Annotated in this window: 12 protein-coding genes and 3 pseudogenes; 6 read left to right on the forward strand and 9 right to left on the reverse strand. The window is 68.1% G+C overall.

Features of this window, described 5'->3' with window-relative positions:
- The 3 genes and pseudogenes from ACFYYJ_RS16195 to ACFYYJ_RS16205 all read right to left on the reverse strand — a co-directional run.
- A pseudogene (locus ACFYYJ_RS16195) lies at positions 1-290 on the reverse strand (IS21 family transposase); the annotation flags it as partial.
- 118 nt (positions 291-408) lie between these two features.
- A pseudogene (locus tag ACFYYJ_RS16200) lies at positions 409-1,248 on the reverse strand (IS701 family transposase); the annotation flags it as partial.
- Positions 1,249-1,289: 41 nt separating this feature from the next.
- Entirely contained in the window at positions 1,290-2,381 is a 1,092-nt protein-coding gene (locus ACFYYJ_RS16205) for an IS630 family transposase (RefSeq protein WP_389133503.1), read from the reverse strand.
- 463 nt (positions 2,382-2,844) lie between these two features.
- On the opposite strand from ACFYYJ_RS16205, the gene ACFYYJ_RS16210 reads away from it, so the two are divergent.
- Positions 2,845-3,132, forward strand: a complete 288-nt coding sequence (locus ACFYYJ_RS16210) for a hypothetical protein (protein ID WP_389132794.1) — start codon at positions 2,845-2,847, stop codon at positions 3,130-3,132.
- Complete coding sequence (locus tag ACFYYJ_RS16215; RefSeq protein WP_389132797.1) at positions 3,132-3,461, forward strand: hypothetical protein; 330 nt, start codon at positions 3,132-3,134, stop codon at positions 3,459-3,461. Before ACFYYJ_RS16210 ends, ACFYYJ_RS16215 begins: the two co-directional genes overlap by 1 nt.
- A gap of 5 nt (positions 3,462-3,466) precedes the next feature.
- On the opposite strand, the gene ACFYYJ_RS16220 is transcribed toward ACFYYJ_RS16215, so the two are convergent.
- The 3 genes from ACFYYJ_RS16220 to ACFYYJ_RS16230 form a co-directional block, all read right to left on the reverse strand.
- Positions 3,467-4,280, reverse strand: a protein-coding gene (locus ACFYYJ_RS16220; RefSeq protein ID WP_389132800.1) for an IS5 family transposase whose coding sequence is annotated in 2 segments (ribosomal slippage) — positions 3,467-3,574 and positions 3,576-4,280 — 813 coding nt in all. Because the reading frame shifts where the segments join, the coding sequence is not laid out codon by codon here.
- Positions 4,281-4,611: 331 nt separating this feature from the next.
- On the reverse strand, positions 4,612-6,171 hold the full coding sequence (locus ACFYYJ_RS16225) for an ISL3 family transposase (RefSeq protein ID WP_389132803.1): 1,560 nt from the start codon (positions 6,169-6,171) through the stop codon (positions 4,612-4,614).
- Positions 6,172-6,416: 245 nt separating this feature from the next.
- Positions 6,417-6,626, reverse strand: a complete 210-nt coding sequence (locus tag ACFYYJ_RS16230; RefSeq protein ID WP_389132806.1) for a hypothetical protein — start codon at positions 6,624-6,626, stop codon at positions 6,417-6,419.
- Positions 6,627-6,743: 117 nt separating this feature from the next.
- Here ACFYYJ_RS16230 and ACFYYJ_RS16235 point away from each other — a divergent pair, with 117 nt between their 5' ends.
- The 4 genes and pseudogenes from ACFYYJ_RS16235 to ACFYYJ_RS16250 all read left to right on the forward strand — a co-directional run.
- On the forward strand, positions 6,744-9,158 hold the full coding sequence (locus ACFYYJ_RS16235) for an NACHT domain-containing protein (protein ID WP_389132808.1): 2,415 nt from the start codon (positions 6,744-6,746) through the stop codon (positions 9,156-9,158).
- A gap of 98 nt (positions 9,159-9,256) precedes the next feature.
- A complete protein-coding gene (locus ACFYYJ_RS16240; RefSeq protein ID WP_389132811.1) occupies positions 9,257-9,475 on the forward strand; it encodes a hypothetical protein in 219 nt (72 codons plus the stop codon).
- A 307-nt stretch (positions 9,476-9,782) separates the two neighbouring features.
- The gene (locus ACFYYJ_RS16245; protein WP_389132814.1) at positions 9,783-9,917 is read left to right on the forward strand and encodes a hypothetical protein; all 135 of its coding nucleotides are present in this window, start codon (positions 9,783-9,785) and stop codon (positions 9,915-9,917) included.
- A gap of 115 nt (positions 9,918-10,032) precedes the next feature.
- Positions 10,033-10,501, forward strand: a pseudogene (locus ACFYYJ_RS16250) (transposase); the annotation flags it as partial.
- A gap of 131 nt (positions 10,502-10,632) precedes the next feature.
- On the opposite strand, the gene ACFYYJ_RS16255 reads toward ACFYYJ_RS16250, so the two are convergent.
- Genes ACFYYJ_RS16255 through ACFYYJ_RS16265 form a run of 3 tightly spaced genes read right to left on the reverse strand, consistent with a single transcriptional unit; the run spans position 10,633 to position 12,585 of the window.
- Entirely contained in the window at positions 10,633-10,992 is a 360-nt protein-coding gene (locus ACFYYJ_RS16255; protein ID WP_389132817.1) for an Imm51 family immunity protein, read from the reverse strand.
- 49 nt (positions 10,993-11,041) lie between these two features.
- On the reverse strand, positions 11,042-11,839 hold the full coding sequence (gene istB / locus ACFYYJ_RS16260; protein ID WP_389132819.1) for an IS21-like element helper ATPase IstB: 798 nt from the start codon (positions 11,837-11,839) through the stop codon (positions 11,042-11,044).
- On the reverse strand, positions 11,836-12,585 hold the full coding sequence (locus ACFYYJ_RS16265; RefSeq protein ID WP_389132822.1) for a hypothetical protein: 750 nt from the start codon (positions 12,583-12,585) through the stop codon (positions 11,836-11,838). Before ACFYYJ_RS16265 ends, istB begins: the two co-directional genes overlap by 4 nt.
- Positions 12,586-12,815 lie beyond the last annotated feature (230 nt).

Below are 12,815 nucleotides of genomic sequence, written 5' to 3' on the forward strand. Positions count from 1 at the left end.
AAGCCGTACTCCTGGGCCAGCCGCTCGTGAATGACCGCGGCCTTCATCAGGACCTCGGCCCGGAGCATTGAGTCGATCAGCGGCCCGAACTCGTCAATCACCCTTGCCCGCGACCGTCCGCTCGGCGACCGCCGCGGAGGGGTCGCCGGCCCCGATGCCGAGAGGTACTTGCGGACCGTCTTGCGATCCAGCCCCGTCTCCCTGGAGATCTCCGACAAGCTCATCGCTCCGGACTCCAGCAAGCCACGAAAGCGCCGAAGCTCCAACCAACGCTGCGGATCCAAGACCACTGCCAGCCCCCTCCGCCGCCCGAATAGACCAAGCAGCAGAGTGGCGGGCAGCAGGTCTCACTGCATCAACAACTGTCCCTATTCATCCGTACGAGACTGGGGACGTTCACGTGTACGCCGACACCTGCCGCCATGTGACCGTGGTGAACGTGCTCGTCTCAAGGCCGGCGGCCAGGGTCGCTACTGACGGTGCGGGGTGCCGGTAGCGGGGCTGGGGCCAGCAGCCGACCGGCCCCTTGCGGGGCGGTGCTTCGGGTTCGGCGTCGAGCGGGTGGGCACTCACGTCCGCTCGGACGGCCAGGACGTAGTGGATTCCCCGGTCGTCGAGGCCGGCCCGCAGGTGTGCGTTGGTGCCGTAGGCGGCGTCCGCCACGACGACCGGGGGCCTCATGTCCCACTCCGCGAGTGTGTCGAGCATGTCCAGGGCCAGCCGCCATTTCTCGCGGTGTGTGACCTCGGGCGGGACGCGGGTGGACGTCCGGCGGTCGGCGTCGGTGTCCCACGACCGGGGCAGGAACAGCCGCCACTGCAGCGGACAGGAAGCGGTGTCGGTCGCGGCGTGGACGCTGACGGCGACCTGGCAATTGGCACGTTTGCCCAGGGCCCCGCAGTACTGCGGGGCCACCCCGACCGACATTCTTCCGTCCTTGGGCAGCGACACGTCGTCGATCACCCAGGCCGTCGGGGCGATGAGCGGCAGCATGCGTTCGCAGATCCGACGCTGCACCGGCACCGGATCCCAGGTGGACTGGTTCACGGACTGCTGCAGGTTCTGCTCGTTACCGTCCGGCAGTCGGCCGGCCATCGCCTGGATCGACTTTCGGCGGCCGTCCAGCATCAATCCCCGCAGGTAGCAGTCACACTTGGCCCGTTGGTCCTTCCGCCGCAGAGAACCGAACACGTCAGCCACATACAGCGCCAACTCAGCTCGTACGCGGTCCACTTCACGTGCATCCACACATCCAACATGCCCGCCCACGAACAACCCGAACCGAAGACCTAATGACCTGAGTCAGAGATTCGGTGGCAGTAGGCGGCGACCTTGTCGAGAATCTCGTCGGCTGTTTTCGTCCAGACAAAGGGCCGTGGGTGCTCGTTCCAGTCGGCGAGCCAGGTCCGGATGTCGCGTTCGAGGGCCTGGACGGAGCGGTGGACTCCCCGCTTGAGCTTCTTCTGTGTGAGCTCGGCGAACCACCGCTCCACCAGGTTCAGCCAGGACGCGCTGGTCGGGGTGAAGTGCAGGTGGAAGCGCGGGTGGGCCAGCAGCCACTTCTTGATGTCCGGTGTCTTGTGGGTCGCGTAGTTGTCGAGGATCAGGTGCACCTCGAGGCCTGCGGGGACTGCCTTGTCCACCTTGGTCAGGAACTTTTTGAACTCGGCGGCACGGTGGCGGCGGTGGAGGGACCCGATGACCTTGCCGGTGGCGACCTCGAGGGCGGCGAAGAGAGTGGTCGTGCCGGCCCGGACATAGTCGTGGCTTCGGCGTTCAGGGACGCCGGGCATCATCGGCAGGACGGGCTGGGACCGGTCCAGGGCCTGGATCTGCGACTTCTCGTCCACGCAGAGGACCAGGGCCTTCTCCGGTGGGTCGAGGTAGAGACCGACGACGTCGCGGACCTTGTCGATGAACAGCGGGTCCGTCGGCAGCTTGAATGTCTGCGACTGGTGCGGCGCCAGCGCGAACGCCCGCCAGATTCGCGAGATGCTCGACTGCGACATTCCTGTCGCCGCGGCCATCGACCTGGTCGACCAGTGAGTCGCGTTCTTCGGTGTCTCCTCGAGCGTCTTGACGATGACCCGCTCGACGTCAGCATCGGTGATCTTCCGGGGGACCCCGGGCCGCGGGTCGTCACACAAACCGTCCAGGCCCCGCTCGATGAAGCGCCGCCGCCAGGTGCGGACCGTTTCCGGAGCGATCCGCAGCCTGCGGGACACCTCCATGATCGAGTGGCCATCGGCGCACTCCAGCACGATCCGCGACCGCTGGGCCAAAGCCTGAGCCGTCGTGCGGCGGCGTAACCAGCCCTCCAGCACCACCCTCTGGGCATCAGTAACCGACAACGGCGGAATCTTCGGACCAGGACGACTCATGCCCAACCAACAGTAAATCTCCGACTCAGATCACTAGAGGCAGGCCGAGCGCTGGTCCGAGCGGCGCGCGAGTGCGGACAGCTGGTCCGGGTGGACATCGGTAAACTCGACGCCACCGAGGCAGACCGGCAGGCTGGCGTGGGCAAGGTGATCGACCGCCGAGGCGGCAGGTACTGAGCCACGGACCACCTGGGGACAACAATGTCCCGGAGCCCCAAGAACCCGGGCTGGTCCAACCAACATCCAGGCACGCCGCGTCCTTGCCACCACTCCCTGGTCGTGCATCTGCGCACGACCCTAAACGGTATGTGTACCGACGGCAGCATCGGGCCACCTCGGGCCCTGCCCACCGCCATGGAACTGTCGACCGTCATCACATACCTCGCACGCTGGCTCCCCGCCCACCAAGTCACGTAGTTCCACAACCGAGCCGTCGAATGGGCCACCGTGACCAGCGACGGCCATGCACGCCTACGTCCTGCTTCGCAAAGCCCAGGCCACCAAACACCACGACGCCGCCTGCATGCTCGACCTTGCGTCCACCGCCGCACACGACCCCTGGAGCCTCCCGCCGCGCGCACAGGCCGAAGCACTCCAGCAGGAAGCCCGCGCGCTCGCCCTGACGGGCGCACCCGCCGACACCATCACCCGCACCTCGACCAAGCCCACCACGCCCTTGACCAAGCACAGCCCACCGAACCTGCCAGCTGCTCCGGACCGCTGTGCGCCAGCTGCACCCTCGACCGGCTGATGGCCCAGTCGGCCATCAGCCACCGTGCGGCCAGCCAGCCGGCCCGCGCTGTCGAAATGCTCCAGCAGCACCTCGCCCACGGCGAGTTCGCCGCCCGGGACAGGGCCTTCTTCACCGCGCACCTCTCCGGCACCATCGTCGCCGCGGGCGAACCCGACCAAGCGGCCATCACCGGCCTCACCGCGCTCCGCCTCACGGCCGCCCCCGGCTACGGCCACGCCCTGGGCGAACTACGCCGCACCGCCGCCCAGGTCAAACCCGCGCGCGACGCCCCGTGGTCCGCGAACTCCGTCAAGCCCTCACCACCCTCACCGTCTAAGAGCTCGTAACACGATCATGAGTCGGGTTTGGTGAGGCGTCGCCAGCAGATGAGGCTGCAGGCAAGGGAGACGAACGCGTCGTGGAGTTCGGTGCGGCGTTCCCAGCGGACGGCGAGTCGTTTTGAACTGGTGGAGCAGGGCGAAGGTCTGCTCCACGACGTAGCGGAGCTTGCCCATGCCCTTGATGTTCGGGGCTCCTTTGCGTGAGATGACGGGCAGGATCCGGCGTTTGCGCAGTTCATCGCGGTTGGGGTTGGAGTCGTAGCCCTTGTCTCCGAGCAGAGCCTCGGGACGCCGGCGGGGCCGGCCGGGACGGCCTGACACCGGTGGGATGCCGTCGACCAGGGCGAGGGTCTGGGTGACGTCGTTGACGTTCGCCGCGGTCGTGATGACCTTGAGCGGGGTGCCGCGTCCGTCGCAGATAAGATGGTGTTTGCTGCCTGCCTGCCTGCCGCCGGTCGACCGGCGACGGACCGGTGTCGGCTCCCCCTTTTTCGCCCGGATGTGGGAGCCGTCGACGCAGGCCCTGGACCAGTCGAGGCGGCCGACCGCGTTCAGCTCGGCGAGCAGGATGCGGTGCAGTTGGTCGAAGACTCCGGCCTGCTGCCACCGCTCCAGCTTTCGCCAGCAGGTCTGCCCGGACCCGAAACCCAGCTCAGGCGGTAGGAGTTGCCAGGCGATGTCGTTGCAGAGCACGTACAGGATGCCTTGCAGGCACAGCCGGTCAGCTACTGGCCTCGGCCCTGGTGACCTCGTCGGCCAGGGCGGAAGCAGCGGCTCGATCAGTGCCCACAAGTCGTCGTCCACGATCCACGGCCGAGTACTCACACGATCACGAACGCCGAATCGTCACACCGGTCACGGCTGACCAGAGCATCTCATCAAGATCGTGTTACGAGCTCTAAGCCGCTCTTGCGCATGTTCCCTCCTGGAGTTGGTGGAGCCCTTCGGGTGGTGCGCATTCACGCTGCCTCGCACGGTCCGCCCGGTCTTCAGCACGGAGCGCACGTCTACTTGGCATCCCGTGCACGCAGCCATGCCTCGCTCAGGGGGAAGCCGTAGGCCTTGCGGAAGGCCCGTGTGTCGGCGTACGCATGGACGTGGCCCTGGCAAGATTTCCGTGAAGCTGGGTGTGTCACCGTGCGCCCGTGACGCTCCGTCACGGGTAGTGCCGTCGGAGCAGGGCCATGAGGATGACGCGGTGGCGGAGCAGTGGGACTCCCGCGCGGCCGGCCGTGATCCGTTTCTGGAGCTTCAGGTCGGTGATGCGGCCTTCGTTGACGCCGGAGTTGAACGGGGTGGTGATGCCCTGCACGACGGCGAATTGGTCTTCGCGGATGGCTTTGCCCAGACTGGCCAGGGCCGGGAGGCGGGCGGTGGTGAGTTCGTCGAGCCAGGCTGGCAGAAGGGTTGCGTCGCGGGCGTCGAGCATGGCGGCGAACTGCCGCACCAGATCGTGGGTGCGGTCCAGTTCCGGGCAGTGCTCGAACAGCCGACGCAGGCCCTCGGAGGCGTGCAGGCCACGTCGGGGCGACGTGGTGGTGATCCAGCGGGCGACTTCCCGGGGCGAGGGCGGCCGCTCGCGCGGCGTGTCGATCGGGAGGCCGCGACGCAGCGGCGCGACGGCCATCTTGATCCGCTGGTAGTGGCCACGGTAGCCCTTGGCGAGGAGTTCTTGGTGAAGCACCGTTGCGTTGTGTTCGCCTTCCTCCCAGCGTTGCCGCAGGTACTCCAGGTAGGGGTCGAGACTGGTGGGTCGGCGGGGCCGGGTGGTTCGTGCGCATTCCTGCCAGGTGGCTGCTCGGGCGTACTTGCTCACGGTGCGCCGGTTCAAGCCCAGCTCGCGGGCTGTGGCGTTGAGCGATCGGCCGGTGTCGGTCACGGCGTGCACCGCTTCGAACAGCTGCTTCGCGTGGCGTCGGGCGGGGGTATCGGCCCGGCCGGACGGTCCCACATGCTCGGCCGGTGACGGTGCCGCTTCGGGCTCGGGCACCGCGGCGGGCAGGCAGCCGCGGTGGGCGGCGGCGATGTCCCCGACCCGCTTCGACAGCCCCTGCCACAGATGGAAGCGGTCGCTGACCTGCACCGTTTCCGGGGCACCCGCCGAAATGCCCTGGCGGTAGACCAGCGATCCGTCCCGGCAGACCACCTCGACACCGGGATGCCTCCGCAGCCAGGCGGCCAGCTGCTCTGCGTCGCGCCCGGCCCACAGCTCGATTGGCAACCGGGTCTCGCCGTCCACTAGCAAGGTGCCGTAGACGTCCGCATACAACGCGAAGTCATCCACGCCAAGGACCCGCGGGGTCGCGGCCGCCGGCAGCGGCAAGTGCATCAGGTGGAACAGCACGCTGGTCCGCGACAGCGGCACCTTCAAGATCTGCAGGAGCCGGGCGCCGCCGCGACCAGCGAGCAGCACCCCGGCCATCTCCACCAGGTGCTGCAGCAGCGGACTGCGGCGCCGGGATGGCCCGGTCAGCCCCTCGACCTGCTCGGCGAACGTCCGCCGGCCACGGCCCGGGCCGTCACAGAACAACCGCCGCACCGACAATCCGATCAACACCGGACGTCCACCGACAGCGATATCGGCCAGCGTGCGGCAGTAACGACTGTGCACCCGCGCAGAACCGCGACCGCAGTCCGGACACGCCACCGTCGATTCGCGCGTGCAGGCCGCAACGCGGACCACGCCGTCCGCCACCCACACCCGCTCCACCCGCACCACATCAAGGTGCGGAGACACAATCCCTACGAGGTCATCACACCTGACGACAGTCCCGCCAGCCATGACGGAGCGTCACCGGCGCACGGTGGCACACCCAGCTTCACGGAAATCTTGCCAGGGCCACGTTCACGTGTACGCCGACACCCGGATCTAACCGACCTGCGCACTGCAGTGCATCACGCCGAAAGAGGGATCGTCGGCACGGTGTCCCCGTCCAAGAACGTAACCGTGCAGGGCCCGGGTCACTGGAGCACTTGGAGGATCGTCAGCGTGAGGGTCGCGGCGAGGGTGAGGGTGCCGCCGAAGGCGATCACCGCCCGGCCGATCGCCTGCGAGTGGCGAGCCCCGTCCCGGTGGGCCAGGTGGCCCGCCGCCCAGCCCACGAGCAGCGCGATGACTACGACGTTGGCCGCGGCGAGCAGGGTGATGGCCACCTTGGTCGAATTATTCATGAGTAGTCCCATTTCCTGGTGCTGGGTGCTGACAGGGGGGACACTGCTCTCGAAAGGGTTCGCCGCGGTTCGGCTGAACCCTTCTGAACCGAAGCGGACCGTGTGCCGGGGGGCGACGTGGCTCAGCAGGACGGCTCCGAGACCGCCGACGACACTGCCACGGTGACCGGACGTGACGCACTCGTCCTGCTGCGCCAGTTGCTGGAGCGGGGGCGGGCGACCCACAAGCTGACGAAGACCCAATTGGTGGCCCGGACCGGACTGGGCAAGACCACCGTGATCCAGGCGTTCAGCATGAGCGCCCCGGCTCCCAGCGCGATCACGGTCGCGAAGCTGGCCGACTGTCTCAAGCTGGACCGAGACCGGCTCCTCGAACTGCACGCGAACATCACCGTGACGTCGCAGCCTCCGGTGGCCGCGGTCGCCGACGGCACCGAACCAGCCGGAGCGCCCCACCCTGACAACACCTCACCGGTAGGCGGCGGTGTAGGCATCGGAGACAGTGGGACCGACGAGGCAGCGGCCCGGATTGCCGGCCAGGTCCTCGCCGAGGAGACGGAACATGCCTCCCGATTGCTGGGACCCGGCGGACACCGGATCGACCTGGAGTTCCGGTGCGTCCCCGAGCTGGCCAACAACGCGGCCGGCGCCCAGGAGCGGGGAAACCTGCGTGATGCCCAGACGTTCTACCTGGCGCTCCGGCCAGCCCGTCTGGTGATCACCGGCGAGCCGGGCGCCGGAAAGACCCTGCTGGCCATCCACCTGGTTCTGGCGCTGCTCTCGGACCGGACCCGGTCCCCGGCCGATCCCGTCCCGGTGCGCTTCTCCTTGGCGGGCTGGAGCCCGGGGCTCCCGCTCCAGCGGTGGCTGGCCGAACAGGTGGCCGACCGCTTCGCCGCCGAGGGCATCAGCCGACGCCGGGCCGTTGCCCTGGTAAAGCGCCGCCGGATCCTTCCGGTGCTCGATGGTCTGGACGAGATGGACGCGGCCGACACCCCGCTTGCCCGCAGCCGCGCCTACCAGGTGCTGGAGGAACTCAACTCCTACCAGGACGCACGGGGCAGCGCACCGGTCGTGCTGACCTGTCGCACCGAGCTTTACGAACGGCTGACCCGACATCAGGTGCGGGTGCGGGACGCGGCCCGCGTCCGCATCGAGGCCGTGTCCGCCATCGAGGCGGTGGGCTACCTCACCGACCGCACCGCCTCCCCCCGGCGCTGGCAACCGGTGCTCAGCCACCTGGGGGAATCTGAACCGGGCGTCTTGGGCGCCGTGTTGAACACCCCATGGCGGCTGAATCTGGCAGCCACCGTCTACGAGCAGCGCGATGCTGAACTCGCCTACCGGCGCGACCCGGCCGACCTGCTCGCCTTCACCTCCGCTGAGGAGGCGGGTGATCACTTGCTCGGGCTGTACCTCTCCGCAGCGTCGGCCCTGCATCCCACCGCTCCCGACCGCTACCCGGTCGAGGCCACCCGCCGCTGGCTGGGTGTCCTGGCTGCCGGACCGGCCGCTGGGGCGCCGAGGGCCGGTACGGATCTGTACCTGCACGAGCTCTGGCAGCTCATTCCTCGGCGGGTGCGGATCGCCGAGCTGCTGCTGGTCCTGCTGTGGGTCGCGGTCCTGTGCGGGTGGGTGCGGCTGGCGGAGCCCGAGGAGAGCGACGTATGGACGGTCTACACCGTGCTGCTCGCTGGGCTGCTCGGGCTGCGCGCCTGTAAGCGCCGGGTCGTGCCGCGCGCCGCACAGCTCGGGCGGCTGGGCAGCGTCGCAGGACTGCGGCTTATGGGACGGCGCATGGTCGGAGCGGGCACGGCGGGCTTCCTGATCGGCTTCTTCGTCGCGGTCGCCGAGACCATCGTCACGGGCGTCGTCGACCTGGTGATGCTCTCCCTCGACCCGTTCAAACAGCTGGGGCTCTTGATAGGCGGCACCGCGATCTTCGCGGGCGTGGGTGTTCCGGCGGGAATCCTCTTCGGTGTACTGAGTGCCCTGACAGGTCCGGTCACCTGGGAGCGCACGTCCGCGACGCCGACCCGCTTCGGCCGGTGGGTCCGGGCTGAGAAGTGGCGCAAGCTGACCTACGGCCGTTCGGTAGGTGCGATCGTTGAGCCCCGTGCCGACCCGCACCATGCGATCCGTAACGACCTGCTGGTCGGGTTCGGCCTCATCCCCATGATGGTCCTGGTCGGTGGACTGGTGCTCACCCAGGTGGTCCACATCAGCCTCGACTCCTGGTCGCCGACGTTGGGGCAGGTCGCTGTGGGCCTGGTCCTCGGTCTCCTGCTCGGCTTGTACTTCCTGACCGGGGCGGGCAGGCGCTACCTGGTGTTCCTTCTCTGCGCGCGCGGACAGCTCCCGTGGCGGCTTGGCCGGTTCCTGCGCTGGGCCTACGGAGCGGGCCTGCTCCGGGTGTCAGGATCGGCCTACCAGTTCCGCCACCGGGAGCTTCAGGAGTGGCTCGGTGTGCACGGACCGTGCCAACCCGGCAGCACCGCGACCGACCGAGCCGGTCGCGGGCACATATCGTGACCGGCACCTCGGCAGCGGGGCAGTTGCGAGCCTGCTTCGTACAGGGGGTTCGACGGCCGGCCCTGGGGTTCCAGCACATTGAGGGAAGGGAGCACGGTGTGAGGACGCCAGTGCTGATGCATGTTCGGCTCAGTCGCCCCGGGGCGCTCGCCAAGCTGGTCGACCGGATGCGGGCGGAGCTCCGGGAGCTGGCGACCGCGGTCGTCGACCACCCCCACTGGGCGACCGTTCCGCGTGAAGACCCGGTGAACGCCCGGATGCAGCTCAAGAAGCAGACCCGCTTGGCGGAACCCGATGACGTAACCGAGGCGGCGTAGTCCCGTCACGCCACCTGCCCGTACCGCCGGCACTGGACCAGCTCCTGGTAATCGCCGTTGGCCGGAGCTCACCCTCGCCCACGGCGACAGTTCGGAGTCGGGCGAGACGGCCGAGGTCCGGACCTCGGCGCCCCCTACATCGAGCGCCTGCGCGGCAACCGCCGCATCTCCGCCGCCCTGACAGGCATCACCGCGATCGTCGTCGGCGGCATCGCCAACCTCGCCCTCTACTTCGCCGAGCACGCCCTCTTCGCAGACGTCGACGAGAAGACTTTCGGGCCGATCACCCTCGCCCCTGCTCGCCAAGTTGCGCCCCGCCGCCCTCGCGATCGCCCTGATCGCCGCGCTGATCTTCAAACTCCGGTGGAGCGTGCTGCGCACGCTCGGTATCTGCGTGGCCCTCGGTCTGGGCGCCGCCCTCATGGGTCTGGCTGGTATTTGAGCCGCCGACCGGGGAGAGCGCGGTGTCCGCGCCGCGGCTTAGAGCTCGTAACACGATCTTGATGAGATGCTCTGGTCAGCCGTGACCGGTGTGATGATTCGGCGTTCGTGGTGGTGTGAGTACTCGGCCGTGGATCGTGGACGACGACTTGTGGGCACTGATCGAGCCGCTGCTTCCGCCCTGGCCGACGAGGTCACCAGGGCCAGAGGCCAGTAGCTGACCGGCTGTGCCTGCAAGGCATCCTGTACGTGCTCTGCAACGGCATCGCCTGGCAACTCCTACCGCCTGAGCTGGGTTTCGGGTCCGGGCAGACCTGCTGGCGAAGGCTGGAGCGGTGGCAGCAGGCCGGAGTCTTCGACCAACTGCACCGCATCCTGCTCGCCGAGCTGAACGCGGCCGGCCGCCTCGACTGGTCCAGGGCCTGCGTCGACGGCTCCCACATCCGGGCGAAAAAGGGGGAGCCGACACCGGTCCGTCGCCGGTCGACCGGCGGCAGGCAGGCAGGCAGGCAGGCAGGCAGGCAGGCAGGCAGGCAGGCAGGCAGCAAACACCATCTTGTCTGCGACGGACGCGGCACCCCGCTCAAGTGGCTTTAACGCCTTGTTTCGGCCCCACTTTTCCGGTCTGAGGTGGCGCCATTGGCAGGGATCGGGTGCTGTCGGAACGGCTTGCGGTGGCTCCGGGTTCCGGTCTGTTCTGGCCCCGCTCGTGGGTTCTATCGGTCGAGGAAGCGTGGGTCGGCCGTCTGGATGTAGTGGCTGAGGAGTTCGCGGTTGTGGAAGGCGGAGTGCAGGAGGACGGCCAGGTCCGTGAGGGCCGTGAGGTCGGGGCTTGTGACTACGAAGGTGCCAGCCTCTGATCCGAAGTGGAGCTTGTCGACGTTTTTGGGCATGTGGGAACGAACGAGTGACTCGGCCAGGCCTTCCCAGCCGTGACCGTGGCTTTCGGCGTTGTGTTCCTCGAAGGCTGCGGCGACCTGCTCCATGTCGCCGTCGAACAGATAGAGGCAGTGGGAGCCGTCGGCTTCGCTGTCGTCGTCAAGGTGGAACGGGGCCAGGGCTGATGCGTCGGTCATGCGGTGATGGTAGAGACGGCCGTGTTCCGGGGATGCCGCGGGTGGACGTTCAGGCTGAGCGGGTGTGTGTCCTCTCCAGCTTGGCCTTGGTCTGGGCGAGGCGGTAGGACTCGGTGCCGGTCTCGATGATCGCGCCGTTGAAGGTGAGCCTGTCGACGATGGCCGCGCAAAGGCGAGGGTCGGTGAACGTCTTCGTCCAGCCTCCAAAGGATTCGTTGGAGGCGATGGCGACACTGTTCTTTTCCTCCCTCTCGGTCAGAACCTGGAACAGCATCTCGGCTCCTCGCCGGTCCAGTTCGAGATAGCCCAGTTCGTCGATGCAGAGAAGGTCCACTCGGCCGTAGCGGGCGATCTTTTTCGACAGCTGCTTTTCATCGGCGGCCTCGACTAGCTCGTTGACGAGCTTCGCGGCCAGGGCATACCGAACACGGTGGCCCTCCATAGCGGCGGCAGTTCCCAGGCCGATCAGCAGGTGGGACTTGCCGGTGCCGGAGTCCCCGATCAGGCAGAGGGGCTCGCCCTTCTTGACCCATTCGCAGGTGGCGAGGTTGTTGATCACGGCCGGGACGACGTTGGGGTTGGCGGAGTAGTCGAAATCGGAGAGCCACTTCTGCCGTGGGAAGCCGGCCGCGCGGATCCGGCGTTCCGAGCGCCGCCGGTCGCGGTCCTCGCACTCGGACATCAACAGCTCCGCGAGGAACCCACGGTAGGAGAGCTGTTCGCGTTCGGCCCGAGCGACGAGGTCGGGGAACTGGGCCCGCATCGTGGGCAGCCGCAGGACCCGGCAGGCGGTGTCGATCGCCGCGTCGGCGGCGGGCTCGGTCAGGTAGTGGTTCGGACCGGTCATGGCGCGTCCTTCCTGGACTGGTTCAGAAGCTGGTCCCAGCGTTCGAGAGCGGGCAGGGGCCGCTGGTCTGCGGGGAGACGTGTGGCTCGGTGAGCACTCAGGCTGACCACCTCGCTGGGCTCGGGTCCCGGGAGGGCTGGTGCGGGCCCGGTCACGGCCACGGTGGGAGAGCGGCCGTCGGCTTGGGCTGCTTTTCGGGCCTCCAGGGCCACGACGTCAGCGGTGCAGGCGCCGACCGCCAGGGCCGACCGGATGCCAGCGACCACGTCTCGGTGTTCGAGGTGCCGGTGCAGGAGGAGGACGTGGACCAGTTGTTTGGTGCCTTCGGTGTCGCCTTCGGCGCTCTTCGCCGCGGCCCAGAACGCCTCGTGAGCGGCGGTGAACCTGCCTTCGCGGCGGGCCTGGTCGAGGGCTTCAGAGCCGGCCATCGCGCCGGGCTTGGCCAGCAGTACTTCCAGGAAGTGGTCGAGGACGACTCGCTCGGCGCCTTTGGCGGTGAGCCGGGGGTGCCGGGCGATCTCGGTGCGTCCGTGGAAGACGACCAGGTCGCTGGAGCGGAGCACGACCCGGACGGAGCGGCCGATAAACCGCGCCGGAACGGAATACCGGCAGACCCTGACCGCGATCATCCCGTAGCGGTCGACCCTCGGAGTGAATACGGCACCGGTTTCGAACCCGTCCGTCGGCTGAGGTAAGAGGAGCACCGACTCATGGAGGAAGTCCTGCCCGATGGTGCGGATCCGCATCCCGATGCGCCGTCCTTCCTCCGCCCGCTCGAACTCCGCGAAGGACGCGTTCAGCTCGTCGAGTGAGTCGACCCGTGGAACGGGAGTCAGGTAGTTGCGGCGGAAGTAGCCGACCTGGCCCTCGACCCCGCCCTTCTCATGGGCCCCGCGAAGTCCAGGCTCACAGTAGAAAGGGGTGAAGCCGAATTCTCTGAACTTTGAGATCGGGCCTCGAGAGTGGTGTGAACTCG

It is taken from the genome of Streptomyces sp. NPDC002467 (assembly GCF_042889825.1).
In the GTDB taxonomy this organism is placed as follows: domain Bacteria; phylum Actinomycetota; class Actinomycetes; order Streptomycetales; family Streptomycetaceae; genus Streptomyces.

What these genes read in the sequence shown, in the direction of transcription:
- ACFYYJ_RS16265 (WP_389132822.1), bottom strand. Translation starts at nt 12,585, where the DNA reads ATGCGGATCCGCACCATCGGGCAGGACTTCCTCCATGAGTCGGTGCTC.
- ACFYYJ_RS16255 (WP_389132817.1), bottom strand. Translation starts at nt 10,992, where the DNA reads ATGACCGACGCATCAGCCCTGGCCCCGTTCCACCTTGACGACGACAGC.
- ACFYYJ_RS16205 (WP_389133503.1), bottom strand. Translation starts at nt 2,381, where the DNA reads ATGAGTCGTCCTGGTCCGAAGATTCCGCCGTTGTCGGTTACTGATGCC.
- ACFYYJ_RS16210 (WP_389132794.1), top strand. Translation starts at nt 2,845, where the DNA reads ATGCACGCCTACGTCCTGCTTCGCAAAGCCCAGGCCACCAAACACCAC.
- istB (WP_389132819.1), bottom strand. Translation starts at nt 11,839, where the DNA reads ATGACCGGTCCGAACCACTACCTGACCGAGCCCGCCGCCGACGCGGCG.
- ACFYYJ_RS16230 (WP_389132806.1), bottom strand. Translation starts at nt 6,626, where the DNA reads ATGAATAATTCGACCAAGGTGGCCATCACCCTGCTCGCCGCGGCCAAC.
- ACFYYJ_RS16215 (WP_389132797.1), top strand. Translation starts at nt 3,132, where the DNA reads ATGGCCCAGTCGGCCATCAGCCACCGTGCGGCCAGCCAGCCGGCCCGC.